The following is a 17,773-nucleotide window of genomic DNA, read 5'->3' as shown; positions in this document are numbered from 1 at the left end:
GTCAGATCACCCCTTCGGCGGCCAGGGCCTTGAGCTCGTCGTCGGAGTGGCCGAGCAGCCCGCCGTAGATCTCGGCGTTGTGCTCGCCGAGGCCGGGCGCCGGCCGGTCGAGCGCCGCCTCGGAGTCGGAGAAGCGGATCGGCACGCCGGTCCCGTACAGGTCGGCGGGGCGGCCGTGGCGCGGGTGCTCCAGGGGGACGACCTCCTCGCGTTCCAGGACGAGCGGGTCGCGGACGGCGTCGCCCGGCCCGCGCACCTCGGCGGCGGGCACGCCGTGCCGGGCGAGCAGGTCGAGGATCGCGGCGAGCGGCCGGTCGGCGGCCCAGGCGCCCAGGAGCTCGTGCAGCTCCCCGGCGTTGGCCACGCGCGCGTCCCGGGTGGCGAAGCGCGGGTCGGCGGCCAGGTCGCCGCGTCCCATCGCCTCGAACAGGCCGCGGGCGAAGGCGTCGGTGGGACCGCACAGCGCGAACCAGCCGTCGGCAGCGGGGAACGTGCCGAACGGCGCCAGCCTGGGCACGGTCGTCCCCGTGCGCATGGGCAGGCCCAGCTTCTCGTAGGCGTCGAACGGCTCGCACGCGACCAGTGAGGTGAGCGCCCCCAGCATGGACACGTCCACGTGCTGGCCGTGGCCGGTCGCGTCGGCCCGCAGGACGGCGGCGAGCGTGCCGATCACCGCGTACAGCGGCGCGACCAGGTCGCCCACCGGGAGCCCGAAGCGGACGGGCGGCTCGCCGGGCGCGCCCGCGGTCATCATCACGCCGCTGAGCGCCTGGATGATGGTGTCCATGGCCTTGCCGGAGCCGGGGCCGCCCTGCGCGCCGAACCCGCTGATCGACGTGCACACGATGCGCGGGTTGATGGCGCTCGCCCAGTCGTGGCCGATGCCGAGCCGGGCCATGACGCCGGCGCTGTAGTTGTCGATCATCACGTCCGACACCCGGACCAGCCCGGCGAGGAGGTCGCGGGCCTTGGGGTGCTTGAGGTTGAGCGTGACGCTCTGCTTGTTGCGGCCTCGCAGGAGCATCGACACGGACATGTCGTCGTCCCCGTCGCGGGCCAGGGTCAGGCCGTTCGCGCCGAGGTAGGGGGCGTTGTTGCGGGAGCTGTCGCCGCCGGTCAGCGGGTTCTCCACCTTGATGACGCGGGCGCCGAGCCCGGCCAGCAGCAGGGTCGCGTACGGGCCGGACAGCGCGGTGGTCAGATCGATCACCGTACGGCCGGCGAGCGGGCGTTCAGCCACGCAGCACCACCTCGTCCCCTTCCCAGCGGAACTCCGTCGTCAGGCCCGCCCGCCGCGTGATGTCCTCGATGTACGCCACGACCCGCCGCCCCTCGTCGTCGTTCCCGAGGGGGACCGGGCGGCCGGCGCCGTCGATCCAGCAAGGCACGAGGCCGGCCGAGACCAAGCCGTCGCAGTCGAAGCGGCAGAGCGCGATCGCGGTGTTCCTGCTCTCGGGGTGGAAGGGGTAGTGCGGCATGCCGGGGTCGGGGGCGAAGCCGTACAGCTCGACTCTTCGGCGCGCCCACGCGGCCCGCTCTCCCTCGTCGCCCGTCGCGGGCGTCAGGGCGTGGGTGACGGTCACGAAGTTGCCCAGCCCGTGGTAGATGGGCCTGCCGCGGTACATCTCGATGCCGCGCATGATGTGGGCGTGGTGGGCGAACACGGCGTGCGCGCCCGCGTCCACGGCGGCGTGGGCGACGGGCCGCTCGTACATGGCCAGCGCGGCGGGTGTGTGCCCGACGCCCTTGTGCAGCGACACCAGCACGACGTCGGCCTCGGCGGCCAGGGCGGCCACGTCGGCGGCCATCCGCTCCAGGGAGGCGGGGTCGGCGAAGGTGTAGACGGCGGGCGGCCCGCCGGGGCTGGCGTGGTCGAGCTCGTAGTGGGTGAGCACCTTGATGTAGGCGCAGCCCGGCTTGCGGCTGGTCGCCCACGACTCGCGCGGGCCGACGCAGTTGTAGCTGAGCACGCCGATCCGCAGCCCGTCGTGCTCCACGACGGCGGGGCGGCGGGCCTCGCCGAGCGTCAGGCCGGCGCCCGCGGTGACCAGGCCGGCCTCGGAGGCGTACCTGATCGTGTCGGCCACCCCCTGGTCGCCGGCGTCGTAGACGTGGTTGCCCGCGAGCGTCACCACGTGGAAGCCGGCGGCGGCGACCGCGGTGAGCGCGGCGGGGTCGGCGGGCGGCGCGGGGACGTCGGTGCTGACCTGGGCGGTGGACGTGCTGTGGGGCACCTCGATGTGGCCGATCACCACATCGCCCCTGCTCAGCGTCTCGCGGGCCGGGTCGAAGAAGGACGCGGGGTCGGGCTCGTCGACGACGAGGTCGCCGACGGCCATCACCGTGGAACTCAAGAGGTGGTCTCCTCCTCGAGCACACGCTCGTCGGGGGTCTGTGCCATGCGCCCGGATCCGGGCGCATGCTCGTCAGAAGCAGCGCGCCCCGAGAAGCGGGACAGGAAGGCGCGCAGGCGGGGCGAGACGGGGTTGTCGAAGATCTCCTCGGGGGTGCCGGTCTCGACGACGCGGCCCGCCTCCATGAAGACGCAGCGATCGGCCACCTCGCGGGCGAAGCTCATCTCGTGCGTCACGATGATCATGGTCATGCCGCCGCGCGCCAGGTCGAGCACGACGCGCAGCACCTCGTCCACCAGCTCGGGGTCCAGGGCGCTGGTGGGCTCGTCGAACAGCATGATCCTCGGGTGCGTGGCCAGCGCTCTGGCGATGGCGACGCGCTGCTGTTGGCCGCCGGAGAGCATCCGGGGGTGGGCGTCCGCCCGTCCGGCGAGGCCCACCCGCTCCAGCAGCCGCAGCGCCTGCTCGCGCGCCTCCTCCGGTTTGCGGCCGTGCACCGCGACCTGCGCCTCGACGACGTTGCGCAGCACGTTCCAGTGCGGGAACAGGTTGAACTGCTGGAAGACCATGCCCATGCGGCCGCGCTGGGCGGCCACGCGCCGGTCCGGCAGGGGACGGAGGTGGCCGCCGCGCAGCTCGTAGCCGAGCAGCTCCCCGTCGAGGTACATGGCCCCGCCGTCGATGCTCTCGAGCTGGTGGACGCAGCGGACCAGGGTGGACTTGCCCGACCCGGACGGCCCGATGACGGTGACGACCTCGCCCTCGTGCACGTCGAGGCTCACCCCGTCGAGCGCCTGGTGGTCGCCGAACCGCTTGCGCACGTCCTGGATCCGCAGGACCGGCGTGCCGCTCACCGCTGCCCCTTCCCGAAGTGCCGCTCCAGGCGCCGCTGCCCGAGCGACAGGACGGTGACCACCGCCAGGTACCAGGCGCAGGCGACGATCAGCAGCGGCACGATCTCGTAGGTCCTGTTGTAGATGACCTGCACGGAGTAGAGCAGGTCGGCCATCGCGATCACGCTGACCAGCGAGGTGCCCTTGAGCAGGCTGATGAACTGGCTGCCGGTGGGCGGGACGATCACCCGCATCGCCTGCGGGAGCACGACCTTGACGAAGCTCTGCCCGGCCGTGAACCCCATGGCGCGGGCCGCGTCGCGCTGCCCGCCGTCCACGGCGAGGATGCCGGCCCTGACGATCTCGGCCATGTACGCGGCCTCGTGCAGGGTGAGCCCGATGATCGCGGCGGTCAGGGAGCTGATCACGGAGTTCGTCGGCCAGGAGACGAAGGTCGGCCCGAAGGGCACGCCGAGCGAGATCCGCGGCAGCAGGTACCCGAGGTTGAACCAGAAGATGAGCTGGACGAGGGGCGGCACGCCGCGGAAGACCGCGACGTAGACGCCGCAGGCCCAGGCCACCGGCGTGAAGCCGCTCAGCCGGCCCGCCGCGAGCAGCACCCCGAGGACGCTGCCGAGCACCATCCCGATGACGGTGAGCAGCAGCGACATGCCGAGGCCGCGCAGGATGTTCGGGTCGAACAGGTACGTGCCGACCACCGGCCAGGCGAAGCGCGGGTTGGTGACGAGGAACCAGGCGAACTGCGCGGCGAGCACGAGCAGCACGGCTCCGGCCACCCATCGCAGGGGGCGGACGCGGGGCCGGGCGGTGGCGACGTCGACGGCTTGGGACGCCGTGCTCATGGTGTCGCCGCGGTGTTCATCTTGGGCTCCGGGACCGCCACGTTCTGGAGCCCGTACTTGTCCATGATCTTCTTGTACTCGCCGTTCTCGAAGATCTTCTTGAACGCGTCGAGCATGACCGGGCCGAGGCCGCTGGACTTGGGCACGAGCATCGCGAGCTGGTCGACGCCGGCGCCCTGCTCGTCGGTCTGGGTGACGTAGGTGAAGGCGTCCTTCTCCTTGCCCAGCACGTCGAGGGCGGCGCTCTCGGTCATGCCGGCGGCGTCGGCGCGGCCGGACTTGGCGGCGAGGATGGTGCCGTTCGTGTCGGCCAGGCCCATGAAGTCGATGCCGGGCTTGCCGTGTTTGGTGCACCATTCGGTCAGGCGCTTGGCCTGGTCCTCCACGATGCTGCCGGCGGTGCCGGCGACGCGCTTGCCGCACAGGTCGCCGGAGCTCTTGATGGCTGCCGACCCGGCCTTGGGGATGAGGTACGAGGTCCGGGTGACCATCCAGACGATCGCGTCGAACTGCTTCTCGCGCTCGGCGCTGTCCTTGACCGGCCCGTTGAAGGCGTCGTAGCGGGAGGCGAGCATGCCGGACAGCGCGGCGGGCAGGCCGTTGACGATGGAGATCTCGGTGCGGACTCCCAGCACCTTGCCGAGGGCGTCCTGCAGCTCCTTGTCGATGCCCGTGACGGTCTTGCCGTCGTTGGCGACGATCCGGTAGGGCGGGTGGGAATCCCCGGCAAATCGGATGACGCCCGTCTCCTTGATGCTGTCGGGTAGGGCGTCGTACAGAGCCGTCGCACCGGCCGGCCGCTGCGCGTCACCGCCGCCTCCGCCGCAAGCCGCGGCGCTGAGGAGAGTCAAGGCCGCCGTGCCCGCGAGGATGGTCCTGGGCAGTCTCATGGTGATCCTTCCACGACCGGCTCATACTGCAGTTAGTTTTGCGGTCGTTGGAGTAAGTGTCACACCTAAGGGTGCACACCTGTCAAGAGGCGGCTGTGCGGCGCGGGCGGGCGGAAGGAGGGTCAGGTGAGGGCGAGGATGGAGCTGGTCCGGTGGTGGGCGACCAGCTCGGCCAGCGCGGGGTCGAACGCGGCGACGATCTGCTTGACGCGGAACTCCGCGAGCGGCCCGAGGGTGTCGTAGATCTCCACGAACAGGTCCCGGGCGGCGGCGCGCGGCCAGTCGGCGGGCAGCAGCTCCGCCGGCAGGTCGGGGTCGTGGTTGGGGAACGTCCGCCAGGTGTCCATGATCCCCGTGCGGGCCACCAGCGCCTCCGACGCGCCGACCACCCCCCTGCGCACCCGTTCCAGGAGCGGCGCGTACTGCGCGGCGAACCCTTCATAGGTGCGCCGGAGCTGGTCGAAGTCCCACGCCTCCTGCGGGGCGCGCATGCCCGCCAGGTCCAGGGCCTCGGCGCGGAAGACCGTGGCCATGGGGATCTCCAGCTCGGTGAGCACCGCCGCCGCGCCGTCGGCGTCGGCCCGCGGCGAGACCCACAGCCCGTCGTAGAGCGGGGCGAAGCCGAGCCAGCGCAGCCGCGCGCGCAGCGCGTGCCGCAGGTCGCGCTGCTCCTCGGAGATGGAGAACGCGGCCATCACCCACCGCCCGTCCCACGCGCCCGGCTCCAGGCCGAAGGACATGATCCGCTGCCGCCCCTCCTGCAGCACGGCGGCGGCCCGGTCCGTGAGCCGGTAGTAGGTGCGCCGCCCCGCCTTGGAGGAGACCAGCAGCTCTCGCCTGGTCAGGCGGCTGAGCGCGGCCCGGGCCGCCACGGCGGAGACCCCGAACTCCTCGGCCAGCCGCACCAGGGCCGCGGACGGGAGCTGCTCGGGCCGGCTGATCCAGTAGTCCCCGAGCAGCGTGGTAATCAGGTGCTGCGGGGGCGCGCCCACCTGGAAGCGCGGAAAGTCGACGTCCCCTGCTTCGAACAGCTCGCGATCATTCACAACCCGAGTATATTGACAACGCTTACGGTTGCGCTCGCCATCAAGATGTCATGCTTTGCGATGGCTCCTATCCACCGTGCCGGCGGCTCCCGGTGCTGCGGTCGAGGACGTCGAGGCGGTCGCGGTCGGTCGTCTCGTCGAAGCTCGTGTGCCGCCGCGTCGCCGGCGACTCCAGGGCGGACACCTGCGCGAACGTGTGGTGCGCGGCCAGCCGGGCCAGCTCGGGGTCGAACGCGGCGAGGATCTCCCTGAACCGCCGCTCCGCCGGTTTCCCGAGCGAGTCGTAGATCCGCACGCACAACCGCCTGGCCTCGTCGCGCGGCCAGCCGTCGGGCAGCAGCTCGGCGGGCAGGCCGGGGTCGAGCGTGGGGAACACCCGCCAGTCCGTCATGATCGCCGTACGCAGCCGCAGCGCCTCCCCCGGGCTCGGGGCGGCCGTCGCCAGCCGCTCGGCGACCGGCCGGTGGGTGTCGATGAACCGCTCGTAGCGTTCGCGCAGGGTGTCGAGGTCGAAGGCGCGGTCGAGCACCGGCTCCAGGTCGTCGTCGGCGACCTTGCGGGCGCGGAACACCGCCACCCCGCGCACGCCCACCCTGCGCGCCAGCTCGACGACGTCGTCCGTCCGGTCGTGCGGGGACACCCACACCGCGTCGAAGATCATGCCGAAGTGCAGCAGGCGCAGCCCGTCGCGCAGCGCCCGCCGGGTCTCGCGCTGCTCCTCGGGCACGGAGAACATGACGACCGTCCACTCACCGTCCCAGCTCGGGGTGACGGCGCCGAACGTCAGCAGCCGGCGCATGTGCGCCACGATCACGTCGTTCGCGCGCGGCGGCAGCCCGTACGCCGTGGTGCGGCCGTTGCGGGAGCTGGTCAGCAGCCCCCGCGAGGTGAGCCGCCGCAGGGCGGCGCGGGCGCTGACCTCGGTGATGCCGAACTCCTCCAGCAGCCGCACCAGCGCCGCCGACGGGATGTGCTCCTGCCGCCAGAACCAGTAGTCGCCCAGGAGCGTGGTCAGCAGCCGCTGCGGCTCGGCCCCCTGCCTGGCCCTGGGCAGCGAGCCGGGCTCGGGTGACGCGGTCACGTGGCGTCCCTCATCGTCAGACTCCTCAGCCGGCTCGGCCCTTCCGGATCACCGTGCGTGCATCCTACGGCCCGCTTCACCGAGGCACGTGCGGGCGCAGGAAACGGCCGGGGGTGTAAGGGACGAACTCGGCGGTGCCCAGGGCCGGGTCCCGCGCGGCCAGCTCGTTGAGCCGGTGGGCGTCCGTGCCCGTCCAGTGGCCGGTGAGCACCCGGCTCCTCAACGTCCGCACCGCGGCGACCAGCTCGGCCGCGGTGTAGCGGCAGTGGCCGGGCCGGTCGACGAACGCCTGGCGCAGCAGCGCGCCGTTGCCCGCGCGCCGGACCACGTCGGCGTAGGCGCGGGCCTGGGTGACGGTGGGGTAGTTGTCGCCGCGCTCGTGCACCGTCAGGACGGGCACGCCGAGCGCGCCGCGCGGGGTGAAGTAGCTCTCCATGTACGCGACCGCGCCGGGGTCGGCGGAGACCCGCGGGGCCGCCGCCAGGGCCGCGAGGTCGGCGTCGAGATCCAGCCCGGCACGGTCGTAGAGGGCGCGCACCTGCTGCAACCGGCCGGACTCGCGCAGCTCGCGGCGGTAGTCCACGCCCGTGTTCCAGGAGAAGTTGCCGCCCGCCCGCCGCTCCAGGGGGTAGCGGGGAGAGAAGACGGTCGCCATGAACGCCGCGTACTCCTGCGCCTGCTGCCCCGCCCAGTCGCGCGCCCCCGGCTCGGGCGTGCCGGGCACCGACCAGGTGGAGACCTGGGCGAAGGAGGCCGCCAGCGCGATGCGCGCCTGACCTGCCGGGTCGCGCTGGGCGGCGTCGAGGACGGCGCGGGCGGCCGCGACGCTGCGCGCCTCCTCCTCGGCCGAGCCCAGCCGCACCAGCTTCACCGCGTCGTCGCCGGGGGCGAGCAGCGTCTTGAACGCGAAGGCCGCGTCGAGCGACTGGTTGAGCATCGCCACGGGCCCGGCGACCGACGCGCAGTACGGCAGCGCGCCGTCGATCAGGTCGGGCCGGCGCTCGGCCAGGCCGGCCGCGATGGCCCCGCCCATCGAGCCGCCCCAGGCCAGGGTGACGGCGGGTTTCCCGGCGACCTTGGCGAACGCGGCGAGCGTGTCGGCGGAGTCCCGCAGGGTCTCCTCTACGGCCCAGCCGTCACCGTAGGGGCGGGTGCCGGCCAGGGCGTACCCGTGGGCCAGCAGCCAGCTCCGCGCGGTGGCGTCGCCGCCGAGGTCGGCGGGCAGGTGCTGCGGGCCGGCGCCCTGACCGTAGCCGGGGCTGAACGACAGGACGGTGCCGTTCCAGCCGCGCGGCACCTCGATCGCGTAGGTGGCGCCGCTCGGGTGCACGCCCGTGACGCTGATGGGGCCGTCCTCACCCAGAGCCGGGGTGGGGGTGAGGGTGAGGGCCGCGGTCGAGAGCGCCACTACGCCCCGGGCCGCCCGTTTGATCACTGAACGGTGGTTGATGTCCGCCTCCAGGGGCCGTCCTTAACGCTAGACACTAATCCTACGGTCGTCACAGAACTGTTGACAATGCTCGCGGGCCTGTTTACCTTGGCCCGACCACCTGCATGTGAGGAGCCCCGATGTTCCGACAATCAGCTCTGGGCGTCGTCGCGGCGGGTGCCGCGCTCGCACTTCTGACCGCCTGCGGTGCCGGCCCGGGAAGCGCCCGCGGCGCGGCCGCCGGCGGTGGCCGGCCCGGCGAGCTGGTCTTCGCCGCCATCCCGTCGGAGCAGAGCGACAACCTGGAGGCGTCGTTCGCCCCGATCGTCTCCGCACTGACCAAGGAGCTCGGCGTCCCCGTCCGGTTCCAGGCCGTCACCAGCAACGCCGCCGTCGTCGAGGCGCAGGTCGCCAAGCGGGTGGACATCGCCGTCTACGGGGCCTTCAGCTACTACCTGGCCCGCACCCGCGCCGCCGTCGAGCCCGTCGCCGTCCCGCTGGCCGCCCCCGGAGGCGAGCCCGGCGCGTACGCCTACGGGGTGACCCGCGGCGACGACCGCAGCATCACCTCGCTCAAGGACGCCGCCGGCAAGGACGTCTGCTTCACCGACCCCGGCTCCACCACCGGCTACCTGCAGCCCCTCGCCTCCCTCCGGGAGGCCGGCGTCGACGTGGACAAGGACGTCAAGACGGTCTTCACCCACGGGCACGACACGGCGGTGGCCTCGCTGCTGGCCGGCGACTGCGACCTCGCCTTCGTCGGCGACGTGTTCGTCGACCAGCTGCTGCCCGCCCGCGGCCTGCTCAAGCCGGGGCAGGTCGACAAGGTGTGGACCTCGCCGCTCATCCCCGGCCCGCCGATCGTCGTCGGCACGTGGCTGCCGCAGGACGTCCGCGACAAGATCTCCAAAGCCGTGACCGGCCTGACCGCCGCCGGCGCCGCCTCCGCGGGGTTGTGCAAGGGCAGCGAGATCAAGGGCCCGAAGACCTGGGGCCAGTACGCCGGCGCCCCGGCCTGCACCCTCGGCACCTCCACCGCCTGGACGTTCGTCAAGGCCACCGACGCCACCTACCAGCCGATCGCGCGCATCTGCGAGGTCACCAAGGCCGAGGTGTGCACGTCCGGTGGCTGAGCGAATCGACGGCGAACCCGTGCTGAGCCTGTCGGAGGTCGGCAAGGGCTTCCACGGCACCACCGTGCTCGACGGCATCTCCCTGGACGTCCCGCAGGGGCAGTTCGTCGCCCTGGCCGGGCCCTCCGGCGCCGGCAAGTCCACGCTGCTGCGGCTCGTCAACGGCATGCACCTGCCCGACAGCGGCACCGTCCGCACGCTCGGCGAGAACCCCGCCGCCTGCTCCCGCGGCCGGCTGCGCGCCCTGCGCGCCAGGGTCGGCTTCGTCTTCCAGCAGTTCGGGCTCGTCGGGCGGCTGACCGCGCTGGAGAACGTGCTCATGGGGTCGCTGGCGAGCCTGCGGCTGCCCCGGTACGGCGTGATGAGCTACCCGCGCGCAGTGCGCGCCCGCGCCGTGGAGCAGCTCGACCGGGTCGGGCTGGCGGAGCTGCGGTTCCAGCGCTGCGACACGCTGTCCGGCGGGCAGCAGCAGCGGGTCGCGGTGGCCCGTACCCTGCTGCAGGGCCCCGAGCTGATCCTCGCCGACGAGCCGGTCGCCTCGCTCGACCCGGCCGCGAGCGTGCTGGTGCTCGACACGCTCAAACGCATCAGCGCCGAGGACGGCATCTCCGTCGTGTGCAGCCTGCACCAGATCGAGCTCGCCCTCGCCACCGCCGACCGGGTCGTGGCGCTGCGCGGCGGCCGGCTGGTGCTCGACGAGCCCGCCGCCGACCTCACCGCCGACCGGCTGCGGGCCATCTACGACCCTGGGGAGACCCGCGCCGGCCAGGCGGAGGACCGCGATGGCCAGGCGGACGTCCGTGACGGCCAGGCAGGGGCCTGCGTTGGCCACGCGGAGGCCCGTGACGGTCAGGTGGAGGCTCGCGATGGTTAGCGCCGCCCCCGTCAGGCGCGCGGCGGCGCCGGTCTCGGCGCGGCCGCCGGTGAGCAGCCGTGCCGTCGTCGCGGCGGCGCTGCTGGTCGCGGCCGTGGCCGTCACGTGGCTGGCGTTCTGGTGGATCGGCCTGTCCGCCGCCTCCCTGGCGGCCGGGCTGGACGACACCGCGCGGCTGCTGGCCCGCATGTGGCCGCCGGACCTGCCCGGCGCCGCCGACGTGGCCAGGATGGTCGCCGAGACGCTGCTCATCGCGGTGGCCGGCACCGGCCTGGCGGCGCTGGCGTCGGTGCCGCTGGCCTTCGTCGCCGCCCGCACCCACCGCGGCCCCCGCTGGCTGCGGCCGGTCGCACGGACGGTCGTCGTGCTGACCAGGGCCGTGCCGACGCTGGCGTTCGCCATCCTGTTCGTCCGGATCTTCGGCCTGGGCCCGCCGGCCGGTGCGCTGGCCGTCGCCGTGCACTCCGTCGGCATGATCGCCAAGCTGCTGGCCGACGCCGTCGAGGAGGCCGACCCCGCCCCCGCCGAGGCGGCCCGCGCCTGCGGGGCCGGCGAGGCGCAGGTGGCCGTCTCCGCCGTCCTGCCGCGCGTGCTCCCCGCGCTGACCGCCATCGTGCTGTACCGCCTGGACATCAACATCCGGGCGTCGGCCGTGCTCGGCGTCGTCGGTGCGGGCGGCATCGGCGTGGCGTTGCAGACGGCGCTGGGCAGCCTCAACTACCACCGGGCTGCCGGGATCATCTGCGTGATCGTCGTCCTGGTGCTGCTGCTGGAGCTGCTGTCGGTGGCGCTGCGCCGCCGCACCGGCGCCGGCCGCGCCGCCGGGACACGCCTCGCCGCCGCACCCGAGCCGGCCGCGCCGCCGGGGGCACGCTCCGCCGCCGCACCCGGGCGGGCGGCGCGACGGGCACGGCCGCGCTGCCCGCCGGGCGTACCCCGTACGACGTCGGCTGGGACCGACGGCGGGTGCTGCGGGCGGCCGGCGCGGTCACCGTCACGGCGGTCTTCCTGGTGTCGCTGGCGGCGCTGAGCCCCGACCCGGGCCGGCTGGCCGGCGCCTGGCCGAACCTGCGGGACCTCCTCGCCGGCCTGTGGCCGCCCGCGTTCACCGGCGACCTGCTCATGGCGGTGCTGGAGAGCCTGCTCATGGCGCTGGGCGCCGCCGCGGCGGGCGCCGCGTGCGGGCTGGCCCTCGCCCTGCTCACCGCCGCCGGCACCACCCCCTGGCGGCCCTTGTCCGCCGTGGTCCGGGTGCTGCTGGTGGTCGTGCGGGGCGTCCCCGACCTGGTGTACGCGCTGCTGTTCGTGGCCGCGCTGGGCCTCGGGCCGTTCGCCGGCTTCCTGGCGCTGTGGATCTCCTCCACGGCGCTGGCCGCCAAGCTGTTCGCCGACTCGCTCGAACAGCTCGACCCGCTCCCGTACAAGGCGCTGACCGCGGCCGGCGCCCGCCCGTGGCAGGCGTTCACCGCCGGGACGTGGCCGCGGTTCGTGCCGTCGTTCACCGGCAACGGCCTGTTCGTGGCCGACCTGGCGCTGCGCGAGTCGGTCGTGCTCGGCATCGCCGGCGCGGGCGGCGTCGGCTACCTCATGCAGGAGTCGATCGCCACGCTCCGGTACGACACCACCGCCGCGATCGTCATCGCCATCGCCGTCGTCGTGTACGCCATCGAGACGCTCGCCCGGATCGCCCGCCGGCACCTGCTGTGACGAAGGGACCGCATCATGACCTCCTCCGAGACCGGACGCGCCTCCGACTGGGACCCCACCGCGCCCGAGACCTTCGACAGCTCCCACGAGGTCTACGCCGACCTGCGGCGGCGCTGCCCGGTGCCGTGGAGCGACGCCTTCGGCGGCTTCTGGGCCGCCACCCGCTACGCCGACGTGGTGCGGGTGGCCCGCGACAGCGGCACGTTCAGCACGGCCGTGCAGAACGTCGTCCCGCACGTGCCGCGCGCCCAGCGCCGGCCGCCGCTGCACTTCGACCCGCCCGAGCACGGCGTCTACCGCGCCCCCATGGACCGGGTGCTGCGCCGCGCCGTGGTGCGCCGCCTCGAACCGGCCTTCGCGGCGGCGGCGCGCGAGCTGCTGGAGCCGCTGCTGGCGCGCGGCGGCGGCGACTACGCGCGGGAGTTCGCGCTGCCGTACGCGGCGCAGTGCTTCGCGCTCTTCCTCGGCCTGCCGGTCGAGCAGGTGCTGGAGATCCGCAGGATCGGCGTCGAGTACAGCTTCGCCATTCAGGAGATGGACCGGGCGCGGGTCATGAAGGCCAGCGACGAGCTGTACGCGATCGCCCTGGCCATCGTCGAGGAGCGCCGGGCCCGCCCTCGCGACCCGGACGAGGACCTGGTGTCCAGCCTGCTGCGGGCGTCGCGCGACCCGGCCCGGCCGATCCCGTACGAGCTGGTCGTGGCCACCGTCCGGCAGACCGTCGTGGCCGGGATCGGCGCGCCGCACGCCGTGCTGGGCAGCGCCGCCGTCCACCTCTCGCGCGACCCCGATCTCCAAAACCGGCTGCGCGCCGACCCCGCGCTGCTGCCGGCCGCGGTCGAGGAGCTGCTCCGGCTGTACGCCCCTTACCGGGTGTTCGCCCGCACCGCCACCCGCGACGTCGAGCTCGGCGGCCGGACGGTGCGGGCCGGCGAGGCCATCACGATGATCTTCCCGTCGGCGAACAGGGACGAGGCCGTGTTCGCCGACGCCGACCGGCTCGACCTGGAGCGGCGGCCCAACCGGCACCTCGCGTTCGGCCGGGGCGCGCACCGCTGCCCCGGCGCGGCGATGGCGCGGCTGGAGCTGGCGGCCGCGCTGGGCGAGCTGCTCGCCGGCACCTCCCGCGTCGAGCCGGGCGGGGAGGTGGAGATGTTCAACTGGCTCGAATTCGGGCCCCGCTCGGCACCGCTGCGCCTCGTCCCCCGTTCCTGAAACCACCCGACAACGTGGAGGCAGAACCCCATGTCCACCCGCTTCAAGACCCTGCGGGCCCTGCTCGCGGCGACCGTGGCAGCGGTCGTCCTCACGGCCTCCGGGACCGCGACCGCCGCACCCTTAGGGCCGGCCGCGACCGGCGCCCCGGCCCGTACCGTGCTGGCCACGGTCAGGGAGGCCGCCGACGGGCTGCCCGGGCACACCGTCTACCGCCCGGCCGACCTCAAGGCGCTGCGCAAGGGCAGCCTGCCGGTGATCGTCCACGGGAACGGCGCCTGCGCGACGAGCAACCTCGAAGGGATCGCGTTCCTCACCGGCCTGGCCTCCCAGGGGTACATCGTCATCGCCAACGGCGGCGTCGCCGACTTCCCCGTCCCCAGCACCCCTGACCGGACGACGGCGCACCCCGAGGCGCTTCTGGCGGCGGCCCGCTGGGCCACCGGGTCGAAGCAGGCCCGCAAGCAGTTCGACGGGCGGGTGGACCCGACGCGCGTCGGCGTGCTCGGCCACAGCTGCGGCGGGATCGAGGCCCTGGCCGCCGGGACCGACCCGATCGTGGACGCGGTCGCCGGCTTCAACACCGGGTACTTCCCCGAGCCGAGCTTCGGCGGCTACGGCCGCGACCGCCTCGCCGCCCTGCACACGCCGACGCTGCTGGTCAACGGCGGCCCCGACGACGTCGCCTACCAGAACAGCATGGAGAACTACGCCCTGCTGGGCGTCCCCGCCGTCCTGGCCTCCGACGCGGCGGCCGGTCACGTCGGCCTGATCGCGGGTCTCGAGGCCATCGAGGGCTGGCAGGTGGCCGCGGACTGGTTCGACTACGTCCTGCGCGGGGACCGGGCCGCCGGGGCGCGCTTCGTCGGCCCGGACTGCGGGCTGTGCGGCGAGGACGGCTGGACGGTCGAGTCGAAGGGACTGTCCCTGTGATCCGCCACGCCGTGATCGCGTGCCTGGCCCTCGCGGTGGCCACCGCCGCGGGAGGCGCATCCGCCGCCGCCGTGCCGCCGTCCGGGGGTACGCCGTGCCTGCCGGACTCCCCCGCCCGCCCCACCTGCGTCAGCGGCACCCTCGACGACGGCACGCCGTACGAGTTCGTCGTGCCCGCCGCGTGGAACGGCACCGTCGTGGTCGCCCTCGACTTCGCCGGCCAGGGCCGGGACGAGGCCCTGACCGCGCGGTTGCTGGCCGCCGGCGTGGCCCGCGGCGGGACGAGCCGGGCGGTCACCGGCTGGAACATCCGCGCCGCCATCGACAACCAGGCCGAGGCGCTGGCCCGTTTCGAGCACGCCTACGGCCGGGCCCGAACGGCGATCGCGTCCGGCACCTCCATGGGCGGCTTCGTCGCCGCGGGCGTCGCCCAGGTCCACCCCGGCACCTTCGACGCGGCCGTCCCGATGTGCGGGGGACTGAGCGGGTCCGTCGCCCAGTGGAACCAGAAGCTCGACACGCTCTTCGTGCTCGAACGCCTGATCGCGCCGGGCCTGCCCGTCATCGACATCCCGCAGGACGTCGAGCGGGCCAGGAAGGCGTGGATCGACGCCCTCGCCGCCGCGCAGCGGACGCCCGAGGGCCGGGCACGGATCGCCCTGGCCGCCGCGATCGGCCAGCTGCCCGCCTGGGGCCGCAACCCGGACGGGTCCGCGCCCCCGCCGCCGGACGGCCGGGACGCCGGCGCGCTGGAGCAGGGCGCCTACCTGGCACTCGCCGGCGGGCCCCTCCCCTACGTCGGGCAGGCCATGAGCAGCCGCCGCCAGCTCATGGCGGTGGCCGGCGGGAACCCGTCCTGGAACACCGGCGTCGACTACGCCGAGCAGCTCCGCCAGGCCGACCCCGCCCTGCGGCGCGCCGTCCGCGAGTTGTACGAGGCGGCGGGCCTGCACCTCGCGGCCGACCTCCGGACGCTGGCCGCCGCACCCCGCATCGCGGCGGACCCGGCCGCCGTCGAACGCTTCTCGCGCGGCATCGTCCTGGACGGCCGCCTCCGGATCCCCGTCCTGACCCTGTCCGGCACCGGCGACCAGATCTCCACGGTCGCCCAGCAGCAGTCGTACGAGGACAAGGCGCGCCGGGCCGGGGCGGGCGCCCTGCTGCGCCAGACGTACACCGAGACCGTCGGCCACTGCGACTTCTCCCCGGCGGAGCAGCAGGCGGCGCTGAACACGATGCTCGACCGGCTGCGCACGGGCCGCTGGCCGGCGACGTCCGCCCCGGCGATGAACGCCCGGGCGGCGGCCCTGGGCGCCGACCCGGCGCCCCGGTACATCCCGTTCGTCCCGCCCCGCTTCAACCGCCCCTACCCGGACTGAGCCGCCCTTCCGGAAAACCGATGCGGGCCTGTCGCCTTCAGCTCAGAGGCGGCAGGCCTCGCGGACCGAGAGGCCGCCGAGGTGGCGGCCCCATTCCGGGGTGCCGTGCAGGCGAGCGGCCAGCCGCTCGCACGCCGGCGCCGGCGCGGGAGGGGCCGCCCACTGCCACACCTGCACGTTGCCGCTGCTGTCCAGCGCGAGCAGCGTCCTGCCACGGCCATCGAGGGCGATGTCCGACGCCTCCGTGGCGAGGCCGCCCAACTGGGGGCCGGCCTGTCCCTGGGCCGCCGCGGACCAGACGCGCGCGTATCCCTCCGAGTCGATGCTGGCGATCGTCGAGCCGTCGGCGCTGAGCGCCACGCCGTACACCTCGCTGCGGTGGCCCGCGAGCAGGTGGCCGAGCTGGTCGGAGGCCCGCAGGTCCCACGTCCACACCTCCCCGCCTGAGCCGCCGCCCACGAGAGTCAGCCCGTCGGCGCTGAGCGCCACCCTGCGGATGGCGCCCTTGAGTCCGGTGAACGAGCGCGGCGGCCCGCCGCGGTCCAGGTCCCACACCAGCACGCCCGACGAGTACGTGGCCGCCGCCAGCACCTTGCCGTCCCCGCCGAGCGCCAGGTCCCTGATCTTGTCGGGGGCCCGGACGAGCTCGGCTGCGGGCCGGTCGAGCCGGTGGGCGTCCCACGCCCAGACGACGCCGTGAGCGTCGTGGCCGACCAGGGTGCGGCCGTCGGCGCTGACCGCGACCCCGGCGATCGGCGCCCCGCCGCGCAGGGCCCGGCCGGGGGTGGAGAGTGAGGTGGCGTCCCAGGCCCACACGGTGCCCTTGACGTCGGCGCCGGCCAGCAACCGGCCGTTCGCGCTCATCGCGATGTCACCGATGGGCAGGCGGTGGCCGGTGAGGGGCCGGCTGGGCTCGGACGGGCTGGTGACGTCCCACCGCCAGACGGTGCCCTCCTGGCCACGGCCCACCGCGAACCTGCCGTCCGACGTCAGCTCCAGGTTGCCGATGATCCCGTAGTAACCGCCGAACAGCCTGGCGGGCCGGCCGGGGTCGGAGGTCCGCCACAGCCAGACGGCCCTGTCCTCGCTGCCGGTGTTGGCGGCCACGCCGGCACTGATGACGGTGTCGCCGCCGGTGCTGACGTCGATGAGCCCGATCGGCCCCTGATGGCCGGTCAACGCCCTGGGACGGTCCGGCGCCGCGACGTCCCAGTGCCACACCTGCCGGTCGGACTCCTCCGCCGTGGTCACCGCCTCGACGCCGCGTCCACCCGCGCTCAGCCGGAGCATCCGCACATGGCCCGCCTGGCCGGTCAGGCGGCGCGGCCGGCCGGGGTCGGCGGTGTTCCACAGCCAGGTGTGAGCGCCGTTGTCCGTGGTCGCGACCGCGGTCCTGCCGTCCGCGCTGACGTCGAGCTGGTCCACCCGCCCCTGGTGCCCCGTCAACCGGACGGGTGGCCGCGTGCCCGCTACGGGCCGCAGCAGGATCGCCTGGTCATCGGCATCCCACGTCAGCACCCGGCCGTCCGCGGTCATCGGGAATCTCGGTCGCGTCACATCCACCGGGCCGCGCACGCGCCGCGGCTTGCGCGGTTCCTCGACCTCCCAGGCGAGGAACGCGTCGCCCAGCTCGTTGCCGCTGGTGTCGGCGGCGAGCGCCGCCACGATCGCGCCGTCGGCGCTGATGTACAGGCGCGAGCTGCCGAGGGCGCCGGAAACCCGCAGGTTCACGGTGGTCCTGCCATCCCTCCACACCCTCAGCTCGGACATCCACCACTGCTGCCTTTGCACGAGGCAGGCCACCGCCTTGCCGTCGGCGCTGGCGGCGATGCGTAGGACGGTTCCCGCCAGATCGGTCAGCTGTCGCGCGGCTGACGGGGCCGCTGCCGACCAGGACCACAACGTCGAGCGTGGCACCCTCGCGGACGTCGTGGCCGCGATGACCGTCATGCCGTCGGCGCTCAGTGCCACCGACACGATCAAGCCGCGGTGGCCGGTCAGCTCTCTGGGTGACGGGGACTCCCCGTGGCGCCACA

16 protein-coding genes are annotated in these 17,773 nt (G+C 74.2%); 7 read left to right on the top strand and 9 right to left on the bottom strand.

Annotation, left to right across the window (positions count from 1 at the left end; genetic code table 11):
* Position 1: 1 nt before the first annotated feature.
* From KIS93_RS51905 to KIS93_RS51870, 8 genes are all read right to left on the bottom strand, one after another.
* On the bottom strand, positions 2 to 1,240 hold the full coding sequence (locus tag KIS93_RS51905; RefSeq protein ID WP_080037342.1) for a CaiB/BaiF CoA transferase family protein: 1,239 nt from the start codon (positions 1,238 to 1,240) through the stop codon (positions 2 to 4).
* Complete coding sequence (locus tag KIS93_RS51900; protein WP_230466033.1) at positions 1,233 to 2,354, bottom strand: CapA family protein; 1,122 nt, start codon at positions 2,352 to 2,354, stop codon at positions 1,233 to 1,235. Before KIS93_RS51900 ends, KIS93_RS51905 begins: the two co-directional genes overlap by 8 nt.
* Positions 2,351 to 3,208: an amino acid ABC transporter ATP-binding protein gene (locus KIS93_RS51895; protein WP_080037338.1), complete on the bottom strand. Its 858-nt coding sequence runs from the start codon at positions 3,206 to 3,208 to the stop codon at positions 2,351 to 2,353. The genes KIS93_RS51900 and KIS93_RS51895 overlap by 4 nt, the downstream gene beginning before the upstream one ends.
* A complete protein-coding gene (locus KIS93_RS51890; RefSeq protein WP_080037336.1) occupies positions 3,205 to 4,050 on the bottom strand; it encodes an amino acid ABC transporter permease in 846 nt (281 codons plus the stop codon). Before KIS93_RS51890 ends, KIS93_RS51895 begins: the two co-directional genes overlap by 4 nt.
* Positions 4,047 to 4,940, bottom strand: coding sequence for a transporter substrate-binding domain-containing protein (locus KIS93_RS51885; protein WP_186404944.1), 894 nt, complete (start codon positions 4,938 to 4,940; stop codon positions 4,047 to 4,049). Before KIS93_RS51885 ends, KIS93_RS51890 begins: the two co-directional genes overlap by 4 nt.
* Positions 4,941 to 5,062: 122 nt before the next feature.
* Positions 5,063 to 5,986: a PaaX family transcriptional regulator gene (locus KIS93_RS51880; RefSeq protein ID WP_230466032.1), complete on the bottom strand. Its 924-nt coding sequence runs from the start codon at positions 5,984 to 5,986 to the stop codon at positions 5,063 to 5,065.
* Positions 5,987 to 6,053: 67 nt separating this feature from the next.
* Positions 6,054 to 7,067 carry a PaaX family transcriptional regulator gene (locus tag KIS93_RS51875; RefSeq protein ID WP_080037334.1) on the bottom strand — a complete coding sequence of 338 codons (1,014 nt, stop codon included), beginning with the start codon at positions 7,065 to 7,067 and terminating at the stop codon, positions 6,054 to 6,056.
* A 76-nt stretch (positions 7,068 to 7,143) separates the two neighbouring features.
* Complete coding sequence (locus KIS93_RS51870; RefSeq protein ID WP_155126645.1) at positions 7,144 to 8,502, bottom strand: alpha/beta fold hydrolase; 1,359 nt, start codon at positions 8,500 to 8,502, stop codon at positions 7,144 to 7,146.
* A 134-nt stretch (positions 8,503 to 8,636) separates the two neighbouring features.
* On the opposite strand from KIS93_RS51870, the gene KIS93_RS51865 reads away from it, so the two are divergent.
* Genes KIS93_RS51865 through KIS93_RS51835 form a run of 7 tightly spaced genes read left to right on the top strand, consistent with a single transcriptional unit; the run spans position 8,637 to position 15,737 of the window.
* The gene (locus KIS93_RS51865; protein WP_080037328.1) at positions 8,637 to 9,629 is read left to right on the top strand and encodes a phosphate/phosphite/phosphonate ABC transporter substrate-binding protein; all 993 of its coding nucleotides are present in this window, start codon (positions 8,637 to 8,639) and stop codon (positions 9,627 to 9,629) included.
* Positions 9,622 to 10,503, top strand: coding sequence for a phosphonate ABC transporter ATP-binding protein (locus KIS93_RS51860; RefSeq protein WP_155126642.1), 882 nt, complete (start codon positions 9,622 to 9,624; stop codon positions 10,501 to 10,503). The genes KIS93_RS51865 and KIS93_RS51860 overlap by 8 nt, the downstream gene beginning before the upstream one ends.
* Positions 10,496 to 11,533, top strand: coding sequence for a phosphonate ABC transporter, permease protein PhnE (phnE, locus tag KIS93_RS51855; protein ID WP_186404943.1), 1,038 nt, complete (start codon positions 10,496 to 10,498; stop codon positions 11,531 to 11,533). Before KIS93_RS51860 ends, phnE begins: the two co-directional genes overlap by 8 nt.
* Entirely contained in the window at positions 11,470 to 12,210 is a 741-nt protein-coding gene (locus KIS93_RS51850) for a PhnE/PtxC family ABC transporter permease (RefSeq protein ID WP_186404942.1), read from the top strand. Before phnE ends, KIS93_RS51850 begins: the two co-directional genes overlap by 64 nt.
* Before the next feature lie 15 nt (positions 12,211 to 12,225).
* Positions 12,226 to 13,425, top strand: coding sequence for a cytochrome P450 (locus KIS93_RS51845; RefSeq protein ID WP_080037324.1), 1,200 nt, complete (start codon positions 12,226 to 12,228; stop codon positions 13,423 to 13,425).
* Positions 13,426 to 13,455: 30 nt separating this feature from the next.
* Positions 13,456 to 14,358: an alpha/beta hydrolase family protein gene (locus KIS93_RS51840; RefSeq protein ID WP_080037323.1), complete on the top strand. Its 903-nt coding sequence runs from the start codon at positions 13,456 to 13,458 to the stop codon at positions 14,356 to 14,358.
* A complete protein-coding gene (locus KIS93_RS51835) occupies positions 14,355 to 15,737 on the top strand; it encodes an alpha/beta hydrolase family protein (RefSeq protein WP_222107965.1) in 1,383 nt (460 codons plus the stop codon). Before KIS93_RS51840 ends, KIS93_RS51835 begins: the two co-directional genes overlap by 4 nt.
* A gap of 42 nt (positions 15,738 to 15,779) precedes the next feature.
* On the opposite strand, the gene KIS93_RS68560 is transcribed toward KIS93_RS51835, so the two are convergent.
* Positions 15,780 to 16,601 carry a WD40 repeat domain-containing protein gene (locus KIS93_RS68560; RefSeq protein ID WP_335673939.1) on the bottom strand — a complete coding sequence of 274 codons (822 nt, stop codon included), beginning with the start codon at positions 16,599 to 16,601 and terminating at the stop codon, positions 15,780 to 15,782.
* Between the last annotated feature and the right edge of the window lie 1,172 nt (positions 16,602 to 17,773).

The sequence above is a fragment of the [Actinomadura] parvosata subsp. kistnae genome (genome assembly GCF_900323885.1).
Classification (GTDB): domain Bacteria; phylum Actinomycetota; class Actinomycetes; order Streptosporangiales; family Streptosporangiaceae; genus Nonomuraea; species Nonomuraea composti.
This window is presented reverse-complemented; position numbering and strand designations above follow the sequence as displayed.